This is a genomic window from Chryseobacterium sp. CH21 (genome assembly GCF_004119445.1).
In the GTDB taxonomy this organism is placed as follows: Bacteria; Bacteroidota; Bacteroidia; order Flavobacteriales; family Weeksellaceae; genus Chryseobacterium.
In genome coordinates this window covers 122,779-140,190 of record NZ_QICI01000062.1, presented here as the reverse complement: position 1 = coordinate 140,190, position 17,412 = coordinate 122,779, and the positions used below count along the sequence as shown (strand labels likewise).

Annotated in this window: 17 protein-coding genes and 1 pseudogene; 9 read left to right on the top strand and 9 right to left on the bottom strand. The window is 35.3% G+C overall.

Going from position 1 to position 17,412, the window contains the following annotated elements; all coding sequences use genetic code 11:
* Positions 1 to 11 precede the first annotated feature (11 nt).
* The 4 genes and pseudogenes from BOQ62_RS13500 to BOQ62_RS13485 all read left to right on the top strand — a co-directional run bounded on the left by BOQ62_RS13500 (position 12) and on the right by BOQ62_RS13485 (position 3,953).
* Positions 12 to 941: an ABC transporter ATP-binding protein gene (locus BOQ62_RS13500; protein ID WP_129040249.1), complete on the top strand. Its 930-nt coding sequence runs from the start codon at positions 12 to 14 to the stop codon at positions 939 to 941.
* Positions 931 to 1,674: an ABC transporter ATP-binding protein gene (locus BOQ62_RS13495; RefSeq protein ID WP_129040247.1), complete on the top strand. Its 744-nt coding sequence runs from the start codon at positions 931 to 933 to the stop codon at positions 1,672 to 1,674. Before BOQ62_RS13500 ends, BOQ62_RS13495 begins: the two co-directional genes overlap by 11 nt.
* 52 nt (positions 1,675 to 1,726) lie before the next feature.
* A complete protein-coding gene (locus BOQ62_RS13490; RefSeq protein ID WP_129040245.1) occupies positions 1,727 to 2,833 on the top strand; it encodes an ABC transporter permease in 1,107 nt (368 codons plus the stop codon).
* A pseudogene (locus BOQ62_RS13485) lies at positions 2,830 to 3,953 on the top strand (ABC transporter permease). The gene BOQ62_RS13490 and the pseudogene BOQ62_RS13485 overlap by 4 nt, the downstream one beginning before the upstream one ends.
* Before the next feature lie 89 nt (positions 3,954 to 4,042).
* Here BOQ62_RS13485 and BOQ62_RS13480 read toward each other — a convergent pair.
* Positions 4,043 to 4,831, bottom strand: a complete 789-nt coding sequence (locus BOQ62_RS13480) for an XRE family transcriptional regulator (RefSeq protein ID WP_129040243.1) — start codon at positions 4,829 to 4,831, stop codon at positions 4,043 to 4,045.
* Between the two features lie 448 nt (positions 4,832 to 5,279).
* Here BOQ62_RS13480 and BOQ62_RS22520 point away from each other — a divergent pair, with 448 nt between their 5' ends.
* Complete coding sequence (locus tag BOQ62_RS22520) at positions 5,280 to 5,564, top strand: bacteriocin-like protein (RefSeq protein ID WP_164976748.1); 285 nt, start codon at positions 5,280 to 5,282, stop codon at positions 5,562 to 5,564.
* A 118-nt stretch (positions 5,565 to 5,682) separates the two neighbouring features.
* On the opposite strand, the gene BOQ62_RS13470 is transcribed toward BOQ62_RS22520, so the two are convergent.
* Positions 5,683 to 5,901, bottom strand: a complete 219-nt coding sequence (locus BOQ62_RS13470; protein WP_129040239.1) for a hypothetical protein — start codon at positions 5,899 to 5,901, stop codon at positions 5,683 to 5,685.
* Positions 5,902 to 6,231: 330 nt separating this feature from the next.
* On the opposite strand from BOQ62_RS13470, the gene BOQ62_RS13465 reads away from it, so the two are divergent.
* Positions 6,232 to 8,616, top strand: a complete 2,385-nt coding sequence (locus BOQ62_RS13465; RefSeq protein ID WP_129040237.1) for a TonB-dependent receptor — start codon at positions 6,232 to 6,234, stop codon at positions 8,614 to 8,616.
* 72 nt (positions 8,617 to 8,688) lie between these two features.
* Here the strand turns inward: BOQ62_RS13465 and BOQ62_RS13460 are convergent, their stop codons facing one another.
* Entirely contained in the window at positions 8,689 to 9,096 is a 408-nt protein-coding gene (locus BOQ62_RS13460; protein WP_129040235.1) for a GNAT family N-acetyltransferase, read from the bottom strand.
* A 100-nt stretch (positions 9,097 to 9,196) separates the two neighbouring features.
* Between BOQ62_RS13460 and BOQ62_RS13455 the strand changes: the two genes are divergently transcribed.
* Complete coding sequence (locus tag BOQ62_RS13455) at positions 9,197 to 10,645, top strand: PLP-dependent aminotransferase family protein (RefSeq protein WP_129040233.1); 1,449 nt, start codon at positions 9,197 to 9,199, stop codon at positions 10,643 to 10,645.
* Positions 10,646 to 10,688: 43 nt separating this feature from the next.
* Here the strand turns inward: BOQ62_RS13455 and BOQ62_RS13450 are convergent, their stop codons facing one another.
* Positions 10,689 to 11,393, bottom strand: coding sequence for a hypothetical protein (locus BOQ62_RS13450; protein WP_129040231.1), 705 nt, complete (start codon positions 11,391 to 11,393; stop codon positions 10,689 to 10,691).
* Between the two features lie 243 nt (positions 11,394 to 11,636).
* Between BOQ62_RS13450 and BOQ62_RS13445 the strand changes: the two genes are divergently transcribed.
* Together BOQ62_RS13445 and BOQ62_RS13440 are read left to right on the top strand one after the other, a co-directional pair.
* Positions 11,637 to 13,130 carry a BspA family leucine-rich repeat surface protein gene (locus BOQ62_RS13445; RefSeq protein WP_129040229.1) on the top strand — a complete coding sequence of 498 codons (1,494 nt, stop codon included), beginning with the start codon at positions 11,637 to 11,639 and terminating at the stop codon, positions 13,128 to 13,130.
* 238 nt (positions 13,131 to 13,368) lie between these two features.
* The gene (locus BOQ62_RS13440) at positions 13,369 to 13,746 is read left to right on the top strand and encodes a DUF6624 domain-containing protein (protein ID WP_129040227.1); all 378 of its coding nucleotides are present in this window, start codon (positions 13,369 to 13,371) and stop codon (positions 13,744 to 13,746) included.
* 371 nt (positions 13,747 to 14,117) lie between these two features.
* On the opposite strand, the gene BOQ62_RS13435 is transcribed toward BOQ62_RS13440, so the two are convergent.
* Genes BOQ62_RS13435 through BOQ62_RS13420 form a run of 5 tightly spaced genes read right to left on the bottom strand, consistent with a single transcriptional unit; the run spans position 14,118 to position 17,401 of the window.
* Positions 14,118 to 14,840, bottom strand: coding sequence for an MBL fold metallo-hydrolase (locus BOQ62_RS13435; RefSeq protein WP_129040225.1), 723 nt, complete (start codon positions 14,838 to 14,840; stop codon positions 14,118 to 14,120).
* Positions 14,837 to 15,709, bottom strand: coding sequence for an NAD(P)-dependent oxidoreductase (locus BOQ62_RS13430; RefSeq protein ID WP_129040223.1), 873 nt, complete (start codon positions 15,707 to 15,709; stop codon positions 14,837 to 14,839). Before BOQ62_RS13430 ends, BOQ62_RS13435 begins: the two co-directional genes overlap by 4 nt.
* Before the next feature lie 9 nt (positions 15,710 to 15,718).
* On the bottom strand, positions 15,719 to 16,126 hold the full coding sequence (locus BOQ62_RS23305; protein WP_410494198.1) for an MFS transporter: 408 nt from the start codon (positions 16,124 to 16,126) through the stop codon (positions 15,719 to 15,721).
* 26 nt (positions 16,127 to 16,152) lie between these two features.
* Positions 16,153 to 16,992: an MFS transporter gene (locus tag BOQ62_RS13425; protein ID WP_228414097.1), complete on the bottom strand. Its 840-nt coding sequence runs from the start codon at positions 16,990 to 16,992 to the stop codon at positions 16,153 to 16,155.
* Positions 16,937 to 17,401 (bottom strand): gamma-glutamylcyclotransferase family protein, encoded by a 465-nt coding sequence (locus BOQ62_RS13420; RefSeq protein WP_228414095.1) that lies wholly within the window; start codon positions 17,399 to 17,401, stop codon positions 16,937 to 16,939. The genes BOQ62_RS13425 and BOQ62_RS13420 overlap by 56 nt, the downstream gene beginning before the upstream one ends.
* Positions 17,402 to 17,412 lie beyond the last annotated feature (11 nt).

Below are 17,412 nucleotides of genomic sequence, written 5' to 3'. Positions count from 1 at the left end.
ATCATCAGAACATGTTTTCCATTACCGTAAAAAATATAATTAAAACCTACAACGGCCTAAAAGCAGTTGATGATGTTTCTTTTGATGTAAAGAAAGGAGAGCTTTTTGGCCTCATCGGACCTGATGGAGCCGGAAAAACATCCCTGTTCCGGATTCTTACGACACTTTTACTGGCAGACAGCGGAACGGCAGCAGTGGAAGGCCATGACGTAGTAAAAGAATATCAGACCATTAGAAATAAAGTAGGGTATATGCCGGGGAAATTCTCATTGTATCAGGATCTTACCGTTGATGAAAACCTGAAATTCTTTGCAGCCATTTTTGAAACCAGTATTGAAGAAAATTATGATCTGATCAAAGACATTTATGAGCAGATCAAACCATTCAGTAATCGGCGGGCAGGCAAGCTTTCGGGTGGAATGAAACAAAAATTAGCACTCTGCTGCGCTCTGATCCATAAACCGGAAGTATTATTCCTTGATGAGCCCACAACCGGAGTAGATGTTGTTTCACGAAAAGAATTCTGGGATATGCTGGCCAAGCTGAAAGAGCAGAATATCACCATTTTGGTATCAACACCTTATATGGATGAAGCAAAGCTTTGTGACCGAATTGCATTAATGCAGAATGGAAAAATAATGTCTGTAGATCAACCCGAAAATATTGTCAACAGTTTTCCTAAAACACTTTTTGCGGTGAAAAGTAAAAATATATATCCGCTTTTGGAAGCCCTCCGTACAGACAAAGACGTTGAAAGCTGCTATGCATTTGGAGAATATCTGCACCTTACATTAAACGAAGATGGAAAACAGCAAGCTGTAATAGAGATAGCGGAAAAATACCATCCGGAAGATTTGGAAATTTTGGAAATAACACCCACTATTGAAGACAGCTTTATCCGGCTGATGCATGAACAAAAAGAAGTAAATCATGGAAAATAAGGCAATTATATGCAGAGATCTCACCAAACAGTTTGGAGACTTTAAAGCGGTTGATGCAATCTCTTTTGATGTAGATCAGGGAGAAATATTTGGTTTCCTTGGGGCTAACGGAGCCGGAAAAACGACTGCCATGCGAATCCTTTGCGGATTATCATATCCTACTTCAGGAACAGCATCAGTAGCAGGGTTTAATGTTTATAAACAGCAGGAACAAATCAAAAAGAATATTGGATATATGAGCCAGAAATTCTCTCTCTATGATAATCTTACCATTCTGGAAAATATTGAGTTTTATGGCGGTGTATATGGAGTTTCCCGCAAGGATATAAAAACAAGAAGCACAGAACTGGTTTCTACACTGGGCTTAGAAAACGAAGCTAAAAAACTGGTAGCAGCACTGCCGTTAGGATGGAAACAAAAACTGGCATTCTCTGTAGCTGTCTTTCACAGACCTAAAATTGTATTTCTTGATGAGCCAACAGGAGGTGTAGATCCTATTACCAGAAGACAGTTCTGGGATATGATTTACCAAGCCGCTGCAGATGGGATTACCGTGTTTGTAACCACTCATTATATGGATGAAGCAGAATACTGCAATCGGATCTCTGTCATGGTAGACGGAAGGGTAGAAGCCATGGATACTCCTTCTAATCTTAAAAAAAAGTTTAATACCCATTCAATGGATGATGTATTTTATGAACTGGCCAGAGGAGCCAAAAGATCAGGAGACTAAAAACAGGAATAAAGATCTCAACGGACAAAAGGTTGATTAAAAAAGAGAAAAAATGAAACAGTTATTCGTATTCATCAGAAAAGAATTCTATCATGTATTCAGAGACCGGAGAACACTGCTGATCCTTTTCGGGATGCCCATTGTTCAGATCATCCTTTTTGGGTATGCTCTGAGCAGTGAGGTTAAAAATATCGGGATTACTGTTTTGGATAATTCTCATGACGTTCAGTCTGAGCAAATCATTTCAAAAATAAGATCAAGCACTTATTTCCAGATGCAGGAACCTTCGTTAAATTATCCGGATATAGAAAGAAAATTCAGAGAAGGAAACATAAAATGTGCGGTGATATTTCCTGTGAATTTTGGATCAGATCTTTATACCACGAACGGAGCACAGATAAGAATTATTGCCGATGCTTCAGACCCGAATACCGCGACCATTCTTACGAATTATCTCAATGCCATGATTGCAGACTACCAGCAGCAGCTCAATCCCAATATACAACCTTCCTATCAGATTATCCCTGAAATGCGACAGCTTTATAATGAAGAGCAGAACGGATCTCTCAATTTCATTCCGGGTGTTATCGCATTAATCTTTATGATTGTAAGTACTGCCTTAACATCCGTAGCCGTTGTCCGTGAAAAAGAATTGGGAACCATGGAAATACTACTGGTATCTCCCTTTAAGCCCGTCATGGTATTGGTAGCAAAGGCAATTCCTTATCTGGTTCTTTCTCTTGTCAACTTTATCATTATTCTCCTTCTTTCTGTTTACTTATTAAATGTAGAGATCCGCGGAAGTCTTGTTTTGCTGTTTGCGGAAAGCATATTATTTATTATCACTTGTCTTTCATTAGGCTTATTAATATCGAATGTTACCAATTCTCAGCAGACTGCTATGCTGATTTCCATGATGGGAATGATGCTTCCTACTTTATTATTAACAGGTTTTATGTTTCCGGTAGAAAATATGCCTATTGTTTTTCAGGTGATATCGAGAATTCTTCCTTCAAGGTATTATTATGATATTGTAAAAGCAGTCATGCTCAAAGGTCTTGATTTCAGATATGTTTGGAAAGAAACACTTGTTTTATTGATCATGTCGACAGGATTACTGGCACTTGCTCTTAAGAAATTTAAAATCCGACTGTCATGAGAATAATGATATTCATATTAAAAAAGGAATTTCGTCAGATATTCAGGGATAAAACAATCCTTGCCATGATGTTTGTAATGCCTATTGTACAGTTGATCATCATGCCTCTCGCAGCTAATTTTGAAGTAAAAAATGTCAGTGTTGCTTATGTAGATCACGATCATAGCAGCTATTCTCAAAAATTACTTCATAAAATTACCTCTTCAGGTTATTTTAAGCTGGCAGGAAATCCTGATTCTTATAAAAAGGGACTAAAAATGATTGAAGAAGGAAATGCCGATCTTGTTCTGGAAATTCCTCCCGGATTTGAACGAAATCTTGTTCGCGAGGGAAGTCAGAAGGTAAATCTTTCTGTAGATGCAATCAATGGGACAAAATCAGCACTGGGAGGAAGTTATCTGCGCTCTGTCATCAATGATTTTAACAGCAGTTTAGATGTAAATATTAAATTATCTATTAAAAAAACTAACAATACTTCTGCGAAAATTATTATTAAAGAGACCAATTGGTACAATCCGAGAGCAGAATATAAATACTATATGGTTCCGGGTATACTAGTTCTTCTTCTTACTTTAATCGGAGGCTTTATCACGGCCTTAAATATTGTAAAAGAGAAAGAAATAGGAACAATTGAACAAATCAATGTAACGCCTATAAAAAATGGCAGTTTATTTTAGGCAAGCTGATTCCTTTCTGGATTGTAGGAATGACTGTTTTTACCATTGGACTCATCGTGATGTATGTAATTTACGGTATTTTTCCGGAAGGAAGCCTTCTCACCCTGTATATTTTTGCAGCAGTTTATCTTATTGCTTTACTGGGATTGGGCCTTCTGATATCTACCTTTGCCGATACACAGCTGCAAGCTATGTTTATTGCCTACTTTTTTATGATGGTATTCATGCTGATGAGCGGTTTTTTTACCAATACGGAAAGTATGCCGGACTGGGCACGAAACATGTCAAACTTTACCCCCGTAACTCACTTTATCAGGGTAGTAAGACTCATAGTACTGAAAGGAAGCAGCTTTTATGAATTACAAACCGAATTCTTCTATCTGATTGGCTTTGCTGTTCTTCTCAACGGTCTTGCCATCTATAATTACAGAAAAACCAATTAAATATAATGGGATGAAATTTAAATTTCACCCCATTATAAAAATATTTTCTATAGCAAGAATATATTTTCTGCTCACAATGTATTTAAATATTAAGACTGCTTCCGGCGACGGCCCGAAACCTTTTTATCAAGATCCCTGATATCCTGTCTCAGTTCACGGAACATTTCTTTAAAATTATAACTTTCATAGTCACCAGGCTCAAAATCTTCCGGAAAAATCCCTGAAGCATACTGCCAGATTTCTACCACTTCTTCAAATGGAATATCGTAAGGCTCATAAAAAGAGTTATCTGCACTTACAGAAATCGCATTTTCTTTTCTTTCTTTAAAACGCTTATAGGTAATTCCGTCATTCAGGGTTACAAAAACATAAGTTTTACCAGGTTTCAGTTCACTGATTCCCTCCACATATTTTCCTACAATATAAGAACCATTCCTAAATGGCGGCATAGAGTCACCATCTGCAGGAAATGCTCTGTACTTTCCATTAGTAAGAAAGGGAAGGGCAATACGCTGAAGACTTTCAATATAATCAATATCACTGTAACCTTCCAGATATCCCATTGAAGCTTTCTGAGGGATAATCTCTATCGTATCATTTCCCTGAGTATCTACGGCAACCGGAAGAACTATTCTATTATCCGGAAGTTTCAACATTTCATCCATCGGGTGTTTTTCAAGATCTACAGACAGCATAAGATCAATGCTTACATGAAAATACTTGGCGATTTTTACTAGCAGTTCGATAGGAGGTTCGGATATTCCATTTTCGTATTTTGAATAACGAACTCTGGAAATCATCAGTTCGTCTGCTACATTCTGTTGGGAGAGCTTTCTTCTGGCTCTTAAAAAGCGTATATTATTTGAAAAAATTGACATTGATAAAAGTATGTCAGCAAAAATACAAAAATTGATGCGGTTATCAATCAATGCAGCAGGTTTTACTATATGATATCAGGAAATTTAAAGAGTGTGATCCCCATTTCTACCCAAATAGGAAAATTTCGGTCTCTCCAACACCCATTTTATCAGATTAAAAATTGGTTTTTGATCCAATATACAATGCATTACATACTTTGAACAATAATCATTAATAAACATTATTTAATGCAAAAATAATAACTCAATTTATGGAATTTAGAGTTATCATTTTTAACATTTAGTAAATCAATCACATATAAGTGAAAACCATATTTTCATTAAAATACAATTATATTAATGAAATATTAAATAATAAAAACATATAATTAATTTATTAAAAATAATTTGTAATTGTAATATTATTATTCATATATTCGTGATGTAATAATCATATAAAATTATAGTTATGAAAAACTTAAAAAAATTAGACAGAAACGAATTAAAAACTATTTCAGGTAACGGATTACTAGATCCAATCGGCGGACTTCTAGGTGGACTAGGAGGAGTTGTAGGTGGAGTAGTAGGCGGTGTAGGAACTATCGTTGGCGGTGTAGTTAGCGGTGTAGGTTCTACAGTAGGTGGAGTAGTTGGCGGTGTAGGTACTGTTGTTACTAACGCTTTATGCCAGACACAATGTGTTGTTAATGGTGTAATCCACATCAGATTACTTGAGTGCGGTACTACTTGCTAATAAGTAAGCATTTGACATTAAAAATTATGAGGCTGCCTGGAATAGGTAGCCTCTTTTCTATTGGAAAGTTTTTAATATTGAGATTACAAGTCAGAATTTTGAAATGTATTTATGTATATTATTTAATCTTAATCATCTCACATTCCATTATTTCATCAGAAAAGTTCGAACTAAGTCTTAAGAAAATCTTTTCATTTACAACTTTTAAGATTTCTGCTACTAATACATAACCAGAAGCACTTTCTTCAGGGGATTTACTTTTTATAACTTTTCTGTTTTTTAATTGATAATGACAATCATCAATCCAGTGGATGTCATATCTTGCTTTATACCCCATTTTTTCGTTTGTTTCAATTTGGAATTTACTACTCCTATCAATGACCGTGATCCCATATTCGCCACTGTCTATCTGAAATTTTCCAATATGTGCAGATTTGCAGTTAACGTTCTGAGCATTTATAACTAAAGAAAAAATAAAAATAGAAGAAATATCTTGTCCATAATACGTTTTTTATGGTTGTTTAGTTTCTGCTAATATAAAGTATAAAATTTAATCTATAAACGAAGCATCAGCATAAGAAATAAAGGCAATATATTTTATAAAGCAACATTGTTGCATTAATGAATTTAATTATCTAGCTTTGCCGGATCATTAAAGTATATGCACATGAAAAAGACCGTTTATTTTTTGATGGGAAGCACACTCATGTATTCCTCATCCATTCTGAAGGCGCAGAAACTTAACCCTGAAAAAAAAGTTATTAAGGACATCGAATCCGTTGAAATACAAGGGAAAACCAATTATAGTTCTGTAAATATTTCAAGGAAAAAGCTGGATTTCATTCAATCCAATACCTTAGGAGAGACATTGAGTAAAATTCCGGGGATTCAAAATTCGGGGTATGGTCCCAATTCCGGTGCTCCTGTTATTCGAAGTCTGAGTGGAAATAGAGTAAAAATATTGGAAAACGGAACTACAGTAAACGATCTATCCGGAATAAGCCCTGATTTTAATACGGATATAGAAATGAGCAGTGTTCAAAACATTACAGTCTACAAAAATTCGGCATCTGTTTTATATGGTGGTAAAGCCATTGGAGGTGCTATTGATATTGAAACAGATTACATCGCAAGACAATTACCGGAAAAAAAGCTAAATGTAAAGGGACTTCTTGAAGGTGGAAGTAATAGTGGACAGAAACAAGCGTTTTCAGCCAGAGGAACTATTGCTAAAAACTGGGTATGGGCTGTAGGAGGAAGCAATCACAAGCAGGATATGGTAAGAATTCCCGGAAAATCAAAAGACAGCAGATGTTACGATCCCAATCTGATGGGTTTCAATAGTATTTTACAGTCATTGTGTCAGGTAGATGTGGATTCCAGACGAGTGTTAAATAAAAGCCTTTTTCCATACATCAGCCAGTTTGCAAAAGATCACATGATAGATTATGAACTTTCTGAAGATGATCTTTACACCTTCAGCCCTACTTATTATAATCCGGCAGATGGTAAAAATTATCCTAATCCCAAAAATGATCTGTATGTTCCGGGTCAGGATCCTTCTAAAGACCGTTACAAAAGTGAAGTCAACGGAATCAGGGATTATGTGGAAACAAAAGACGGGGTCATCCCCAACAGCCATTCGGAAAGCAACTCATTTTACGTTGGGACAAGCTATATCGGAAAATCATTTTATGCAGGAGGAGCATATCAGAATTCTTATTCTTATTTCGGAGTTCCTGGATATGCTATTGCGAAAATGCCCAAACATACCCATGGAAAACCACAACAAAAAATAGAATATCTTCCTATCAATATAAGAAGTTTGTCTCATAAAGCTATGCTTGAAACGGGTTATAGATTTACAAATTTCCCAATTTCAAGTATCAAACTAAATTATATGGGAGTATTTTCCAAAAATGCAGAACTTCTTGATACTTTCAGAGCCAATCAGTTTGCTGTAAACCAGCACAATGGACGACTGGAAATCACACAGCAGAAATTAAAATTCCTGACGGGAACCACAGGTCTTGAAGTGCAATACAGAGATATGGAAGGAACCGGAGGTCAGAGGTATTTACCCAACAATATAAGCCGTGAAATCGGAATATTCACGATGCAGCACCTTGATTTTAATTTTATTCAGCTGGATCTTGGATATAGAAATGATCATGTTCAACGCAGAGCAGAAGCAGATCATAAATTTGTCAGAAGCCGTGGACTTTCCGGTGGAAAGCTCAGCGACAGAGATTTCACCCTTCATCAATTCCATAGTTCTGCACAATGGAATATCTTCAAAAAAGCTTATCTGAAAGCACAGTACAATCATTCCGAAAGGGCTCCGGAAGTGAATGAGCTTTATTCAGGAAACAATCATTTTGCTATTCTGACAGAAGAAAATGGCGATGATAGACTGGATAAAGAAACCGCAAATACAGTTGAAATAGGCGCGGGTTTAAATCTGAAAAACCTACGCGTATCTGCCAACCTGTATCATACTTTTTATAAAAATTATATTTATCTGGCCCACACAGGACTTTCCAGAGAGGTTTTCCTTGTCAAAGAATGGCGTTCTGATGATACAGAGATCAATGGAATTGAAGCTGAAGCCGCTTATAAAGCAGATCTGGGAAAAATAGGAAAGTGGGAGATAGGTGGATATTATGATTTGGTGAGAAATATAAGTGTGGCCGACAGCTCCATAAGAAAATGGAGTGATGGCGATTACATGCCCAATATGCCTACAAGCCGCTTTGGGTTCAATCTGGAAGGAACTCTACAGAATTTCAGCATGAATGTAAGTTTAGACCATTATTTAAAACAAAAATATTTAGGTAAGAATATTAATCCTGAGCTGCCTATGCCGGCATTTTCATTACTGAATGTCCGTTTAGCTTATAAAGACAACAGTATAGGCATAGGTGACCTGGAATATTATATCATAGGAAATAATCTTCTGAACACAGAGGCAAGACTTCAAAACTCACCATTAAAATTTCTAAGTCCGCTTCCCGGAATTAATATTTCAGCGGGTGTAAAAATAACCATATAAAAACCTATTATAATATCCGAAAGAAGGCATGTATTTTATATACATGTCTTCTTATTTATGAATGGTATTTCATTATTTTAAATCTTCTATATTATTTAACAGATAACATTGTTCCCATTGTCTCATCCCGATTTTAGGATAATAGCCCACAGCTTTTGGTGCAGCTAGCAGAATCAGTGTTGCTTTTGGGGTATGTTCTTTTGTCAGTCGGATCAATTCTTTTCCAATTCCTTTCTTTTGGTAATTCTCATCCACTGCCAAATCTGAAAGATAAGTACAGAATGCAAAATCAGTTAATGATCTGGATACTCCAATCAATTTACCGTTATCCCGGGCTGTAGCAATAAGGTTTGTATGTTGCAGCATTTCCACTATTCTTTCCGGCTCGTTTATAGGGCGTCTTTCTCCTAATGTAGAATTAATCAGGACTTGTATAAATTCTTCTATTCCAATTTTTTCTTCAATTTGATAGGTAATCATTTTTTATCTTTTTAAGTATTGTTTTTTGTTTTGCATGACAAAATTATATTGAATTTGGACTACATTTGTACTCCAGATTCAATATATAAAGTAGTCCAGAATGTTTCCTTTTGAGCACATTATCAGTATCGACAAAGAAAAAAAGCTTCCTGTCTACAGACAGATAGCGATCTCTATTATTAATGCTATACGAAATGGAAATTTACACACCGGAATGCCTCTTCCAAGTACCAGGGAGCTCGCAAAACTACTGGATGTACACCGCAAGACTGTTACCGCTGCCTATGAGGAGCTCAATGCACAGGATTGGATATTGATTATTCCCCGAAAACAAGTCAGGGTATCCGAACATATTCCCAATCTGGAACCACAAAAATGGAACGCTCAGGATTCACCTGTATCATATGAAAATAATTTCAACCTTCCGCTTCATCCATCAAAGAAAGATCCATCACAAAAGCAAGTAGTTACAGTTTCACAAATTTCTATTGATGACGGACATCCTGATATTCGACTTTCTCCTATAGATGAATTGTTGAAAATTTATCGCAGCTATACCTCGAAAACTTTTACAATTAAAAATGCAGTGGTTGGAATAACCCAAGGCACATTAAAATTAAGAGAAGAGCTGTCCAGATACTTATCTGTGACAAGAGGATTGAATATTTCCGCTGATAATGTATTGATTACCCACGGTGCACAGATGAGTATTTATCTATCAGCTCAATTGCTTTTACAGGAAGGAGACACTATTATTTTAGGAAAACCAGGGTATCCCATTGCGAACAGTGCATTTGAAAAGACAAAAGCTTGTGTCGTGGAAATTCCCGTAGATGAAAACGGGTTAGACATCAATGCTCTCGAAAATATTTGCAAAAGAAAAAAGGTAACAGCAGTATATATCATTCCACATCATCATTATCCTACCACCGTAACATTAAGTGTAGAAAGAAGAATGAAGTTATTGGAGCTTTCAAACCGATATTCGTTTGCGGTCATTGAGGATGATTACGATTATGATTATCATTATTCCTCTTCACCTTATTTACCCTTGGCAAGTGGAACTCATACAGGAAACATTATCTATATTGGCTCCTTTTCAAAAACAATAGGATCTTCCATTCGTATTGGCTTTATGGTGGCTCCTAAAAATTTTATTCAGGAGGCTGTCACTTTACGAAAAATGATTGATATTGGGGGTGACGGATATATGCAAAATGCATTGGCTGAATTGATTAAAAATGGTGATTTGGGAAGACACCTGAAGAAAACAAAAAAATGTTACCATCAACGCAGAGATTATCTGAATCGTCTTTTGCATGAGCATCTAAGCCGTTATGTTTCTTTTTCTTTACCAGATGGCGGGCTGTCGGTCTGGATCCAGCTAAAACATCCATACAGCATTCATACTTTGAAAATGAGTTCACAATTACAAATCAACCGAATATGTGAAGAAGAAAATTCTTTTCGATTTGGCTTTGCTTCAATGAATGAGAAAGAGCTGGAAGAAGCTATTTTATTAGTAAAGAAAATTCTCACAACAGAATAGAGAAGGTTCTCTGGATGAAAATTTTTTAGTATCCTAGACGTGGTTATTTATTATAGCTATCCGTTTCCAGAAGTTTCAATAATTTACTATCAATTTTGCTGTTATCAATGGTAGTAGGAAAGTCTATATTCGCACTAATCCTATCAAAATGGCTCTGAATAGCACTGTCCATTTTCTTTTCATCCAACTTGCCTGCTATAACAGCTATTTTCATAATATCTGATTGAATTTTCTGAAATTCTTTTATTTTCAGCATATTCGAATTGATATTATCCTTATTGCTTAACACATTGGGCAGAAAGTAATACACAGAGGATAATACAATATTGGCCAATAAGAATGTCTTAAGAAGAAGACTTGAATTTTGCCAGCCCTTATTTACCATAAGAAAAACAGCAACCGTAAGAAGGGTAGCAAATACAATGGCACAAATAGAAAATGAATAATAATTCACATAATATGTTGTTCCCAGTTGTCTGTAATATCTTTTAACCTGTTCACTCATAAGATATTGCTTTTTTAAAGTTGAAATTTTCATCGATGATCCAGAAAGTGATGTATTAACTACCTGATTTTGAATAGAATCAGCTTTATCCAAAGGTTCTAAAACTTTCACAGAAGAATCTTCCATAAAACGACCCGATTGAGTTTGCACAGTAAATGCTAAAGCACCAAGAATCAAGCAAATGAGAACGGCTTGTACATTTTCTTTTTTTAGAAAATTTTTAATGATTGTAAAGGTTTCCATGGTTTTTTTTTCAAATTTAGCTTTACAATGGAATAGACGCAATAACTATTTTGGGTGATTTTTACATCCTTTTTAAGATAAAAAATAATTAAAAAAAGAAGTAGTTCCTTTTTAATACGACAGGTTCTGTCGCTGTGCGTCTATATCTTTGTGTTAGAAATAAGATAAAGAATCCCGGGAAATTTATTGTCTTACCAAATCAAATTTTAACCTTAAAAACAACTCATTTAAATTTTTACAATTATGTACAAAAAACAACTAATAATCATTTTTCTCTTTTTATTTTTCATTTCCTATGCGCAGACTGAATTTATTACTCTATGGAAACCTAACGCCAATGGCACCATTGATAATTCAATAACTTTTGGGGGTACCGGAACAAGTTATACCATTAGCTGGGAAGAAGTGGGATTTCCTCAGCATGGCGCAATTATGACTTCTGTGACCTCTAACAGTAACAACCCGATTACCATTTCTTTTGGTCCCTCTTTAAATGTAAATCCTCTCCAGGCCACTTATAAAGTGAAAGTTTCAAATGGGAATGGATTATTTTACGGATTCAGGGCTAATAATGGCATCATGAATCCTTCGGGAAATCAGGAGCTTATAGAAATTAACCAATGGGGAAATACGACATGGCTTCAGCAATTCGACAGCGGATTTGCGAACTGTCCCAGCCTTAACGTAACAGCTACAGATACTCCTGATCTGACACAGATCAGCAATTTATCACAAATGTTCCTTAACTGCTCATCTTTGGTTGGTAATAATTCATTTTCTTACTGGAATACACACAATATTACGGACATGAGCAGCATGTTCAGCAGAGCGACTCTGTTTAATCAGAATATTGGAACATGGAATACAGCAAAAGTAACAAACTTTAGCAGCATGTTTTCTTTTGCAGCTTCTTTCAACCAAAACATTTCTGCATGGAACACGATATCCGGAACTGATTTCTCTTCCATGTTCTCCGATGCCATAGCTTTCAACCAGCCTTTAAATTCATGGAATACAAAAAATGCTACTAATTTCCGTTATACATTCCATAATGCAGCAGCCTTTAACCAACCGCTTAATAACTGGAATACAAGTAAAGCAACAGATTTTGAGAATATGTTTAAAAAGGCAGCATCATTCAATCAGCCCATTGGAAACTGGGATGTAAGTAAAGTTAATTATTATGCCGGTTTTAACATGTTTGAAGAGGCTTTACATTTTGATCAGGATATTTCTACATGGAATATCAAGCTTCAAAACTTTAGCTGGGGTTCCATCTATTTCGGATTTAAAAATTCTGGTTTATCATGTACGAATTACAGTAAATTTCTGATTGCACTGAATAATAATCCTACATGGACAAGCTCAACAGTAACAGCCGGAACTATAGATGCAACGGGACTTATTTATTCTACACCGCAAGCCATTTTGGCCAGAGCTCAATTGATTAATAAAGGTTTTAATATTATTGGAGATTCTTATAATTCCGGATGTTTTTTATCTACAGCAGAAGTTTCAGCAAAAACAAAAACTCAGGCTTATCCTAATCCAACAACAGGAGTGATAACTGTGGAGTCTGCTGAAAACGAAAATGCATATTTATATGACATTACCGGTAAAATCATTAAAACTATGACTTTAAATAAAGGAAAAAACAATATTGATCTTACAGGCTATCCTTCAGGTAATTATATGTTAAAAGGAAATAGTACTTTCACAAAAATAATCAAAAAATAAAAGAACAGCCGAAAGGTTACTTATTTAAAATTAGCTCCAAAGTCATTGTACTTTGGAGCTTTATGGTTTTCCATATTTTATATATCAATAAGTGTATTATATTTGTGTAGACTAAGAATTAAATTCCAATATATAAAATAACTAAGAAAATTTACATTCAAAAAAGGAGTGGGGAAACCATTGAAAAGTTAGAGAAAAAAATAGCTTTAATAGAAGCAAATTATGACAAACTGAATTATTGACAATTCTTGAAGAAGACCAAAAATATAGAATGCAAATCAATGAAACTCAAAAAAAATTCGGTCCTGATTCTAAAGAAATGAATGACCTTTGGAAAAAAACAATGCAGAAAGACTCCATTAACTTAATAAAAGTAAAAAAAATATTAAGTGAAAAAGGTTGGGTTGGTAAAGACAAAGTAGGCGCACAAGCCAATAGTGCATTATTTCTTGTCATTCAACATTCAGATTTGGAAACGCAAAAAAAATATTTCCCCATGATGAAAGAAGCTGTAACAAAAGGAAATGCGAGTGCAGGTTCTTTAGCTTTGTTAATTGACAAAATAGAAATTCGAGAAGATAGAAAACAAATATATGGAAGTCAAATAGGAATCTGAAGATAAGAGCAGAAGTTGAGTTAGGTCCAATCTCTGACTATGTTAAAAATTGGAATTTAGTTTGGGACGTTGAAAAGTATAAACGTGAATTACCCGAATTAGAAAAATTAAATAAATAGAAAAATATCTACTCACAGCAGTTTGCAAAATGGCGGATTAAGGTTTAATTTTAAAGACTGAAATTACAAAAAAACGATACTCTCCCACAAAGTGTGTAAGTTAAAAAGTCTGGGCTTAGATTTTATAATCTGAGCCTTTCTTCAAAAATAAGCATAAATTGATTGAGAACAATACCCCAATTCTGGATAGGCATGGTCCATTTTTTAGCAGCTTCTTTTAATGCCAAATAAACTGAAAACAATCCACCTTGATTACAATTCAAGAATAGCCTGTTCCATGTCATGATATAAAAGGATTTTCCAATATTCTTCTTTTGCTCTTTTTTCCCATTGGTTGCGAGCTTCCATGGCCAGTTTTCCATCGAAATCGGTTTTGAAAGCAATCTGATATTTCAGATAAGCCGTTGTTGGCAGATTGTCTGCCCCGTAAAAAGCCGTTTCCCCGTTTTCCCTAATAAAAAATACTTGATGATATGGCGTGTGTCCGCCAGTGACCTCAAAAGAAATCTCTGAACTGAGATTGCCTTTGTCTTCATTCATCCAAACTATTTTTGCATTTTTAATTATAAAATCTAAAACTTCAAGGTCAAAAGATGGATTTTCTGATTTTGAAAGGGCAAAATCGTATTCTCTTTTTTGAAGATAAACTTCGGCTTCCGGAAAATTGAGTTTCCAGCCTTCTTCTGATGTATTCACCAGCCCATCGATATGATCTTTGTGAAGGTGTGATAAAAGAATTTTGCTTACATCTTTTGGTTGAAGACCAGTTGCATAGATGTTCTCCCATATCGTTGGAATTCCGTTTTCTACCAAACCTAAACCAGCATCGAGAAGAATTACTTCATACGTAGTTTCTATTAAAAAAGGTTGGGTAGCCATTTTTAAACCTTTAAGCCCTTCCGATTTTTCTAAATAATGGAATGTCTTTTCTTTGGTTACTAGGAAATCGCCGTCTTTTAATGGATGTATTTTCATTTTATTGTTTTAAAATATTCAAATGTTTCTGTTACTGTTTTTGGGGTTTTATCTTCAAATATTCCCGAATTGTATATTTTTTCGAAGATTTGTGCTGCTGTTAATGCTATTCCGTTGGGTAAATTTTCTGTCTGAAGCATTTCCGACAAACCATTCATTTCATCAATTCGTCGTTTAATATGTTGTGGATAGGTAGGTGTTGTTTTCTTTAAATCTTCGTATGTTCCGGGAAGATATTTCATTAAGCTTTCATTAAGCTCATCCAAAATTCCAAAATGAGCTGCGGCTATCATTGTTTCAAAGAAAAGAGCATTAATTCCTTTATTCACCATAGAAAATAACAGCTTATAGGCAGATGCCGAAACAGTTTGATCTCCAGCATTTTTTATCTTAAAAATTGGAGAAAGCAATGTAATGAATTCCTGTGTTTCTTTACCGCTTAGAACAAAAACCGCAGAATGGGGAATATCTTGTGAAGCTCCCATTACTGCACCATTGATAAATCTTGTTCCTGAGTGTATCATCATTTTCTCAATTTCTAAAGCTGTTTCCGGACTGTTGGAATTGAGATCGACAAATACTGCTTTTTTCTGTGTAAAAGCAATAGATTCTGCAACCTCTTTAGCTATGGTAATACTCGACTTCGGGCTGTTCAAACTCAATATATAATCACTTACTTCAGCTAACTCTTTAATGGATGGCAAATCTTCAATACCCGCATTTTTAATATTTTTTTTAGTCAATTCAGACCTTCCTTCTGACACGGAAACTATGCGAAAATCGTTTTTAATAAGTTCTTTTGCAATTACAAATCCCATATCACCCGGATATAGAATTGCAATAGTTATTTTTGAGGTGTTATTTTTCATATTTTATTTTTAAATAAGCTTCTTATCTTTTTTATAAGACAACAAAAAAGCCATTAATATAAATCCAATGAGTATCCAAACAAAGATATTCCAAGAGCTGAAATGCAGAAGATATCCTGTTCCGCTTCCCAGCATTGCCGATCCGAGATAATAGAAAAGCCAATAGAGTGAAGTGGCAGAACTTTTACCTGTTTTAGCGTGTACAACGACCATTCGGCTGGCCATCGTATGAGCAGCAAAGAAGGCAAACGTCAGCATAATAAGTCCAATGATGACTAATAATAATCTGCCTGAAAATAACAAGACGATACCGACAGTCATCAAAATCAATGAACTCATCAAAAGTTTTTGGGGTTCCTGTTTTTCTGATAATCTGCCAACAACCGTCGTGCCCAACAAACCAAATGTATAAATCATAAATATAAACGCAATGAAAATATGATTTAATGAAAGGGAGGAGATTCAAGTCTGTAGGTAAGGTAATTGTAGATACTTACAAAGATTCCCATTATTAAAAAGGCAACAATATACAGACGCATCATATATGGATCTGAAACAAAGTTTTTCATTTCCTTATATTTTAAGGAAAAGTCTGTTTTTTGGGGTTCAAAAAAGAGAGATTTCGGAAAATATCTTCCAAAAATAACCGCAAGAATCAAACTTATCATACCGATAATCGTAACAGTATTACGCCAACCTATTTCGCCATCCAGGATTGTTGTGACAATTCTACCGCTCATCCCACCAATGGTATTTCCATTGAGGTACATACTGATGGCTAAACCTATCACAGAGAATTTCACTTCTTCGGTTAAATAGGGCAGGGCAACAGAGGAAACGCCAGCGATTACAAAACCTTTAACAACGCCAATTGCAATGAGAAGAGGAAAACTATAAATCCAAGCTGAAACAATCGTTAATATGGCAGAAGAAACCATTGCAAAAAGCATCTGGTTTTTACGTGAAAAACTGTCTGATTTAAATGCAAAAAACAAAAGTCCCAAAGCCATTCCGAGCGTAGAGGAAGATACGAGTAATGAACTGTCGCCAGCAGAAATTCCAAAATCTTTGGCAACCGTAGGCAATAAAGGTTGAAAAAGATACAATTGCGCAAATACAGAAAGTCCCGAAAGAAAAATAGTCAACTGTATATTTCGGAATCTTTTGCTGCCTTTATCGGCTTTTTCCTTTGTCTTTTCGATAAGGTCAGATTGTACAAAAAGTTTCCTATTCGTTAATGGCGTATAAGTATCCAATACCTTGTTGTCCGTCTTCAAGTTCATAATTTGCAAGTATTCGTTTGTATCCTTCCCCTTCAAAACCATCTAAAAAATCCCAGTTTTCATTAAGATTGTCTGAAAACAGTACGTAGCATGGAATATCTGCCTGTTCATTTTCTTCGGTTGGTACATAACCATTGAAACCAAGTTCCGCTCCCCAGCCTTTGGTTTCCAGTTTTCCTCCTTTTAGGATTGCCGGTTTCCAATCTCCTTTGATATGGGTCATCTTATGGTGATTCGGTTTGCCGGGAGCCAGTGTTCCGTAAATAATCAGTCTATTTTCCGGTTGATAACGTGTCAAAAAATATTGCTCCTCAATAGATAGGTTATATTGATCTAATGCTTTTAGAGTAATATCTGCGATATCTTTTCGTCGATTTAACATTGAAAGCAGCGTAAGGTCACTCATCATTTTAAATTTTA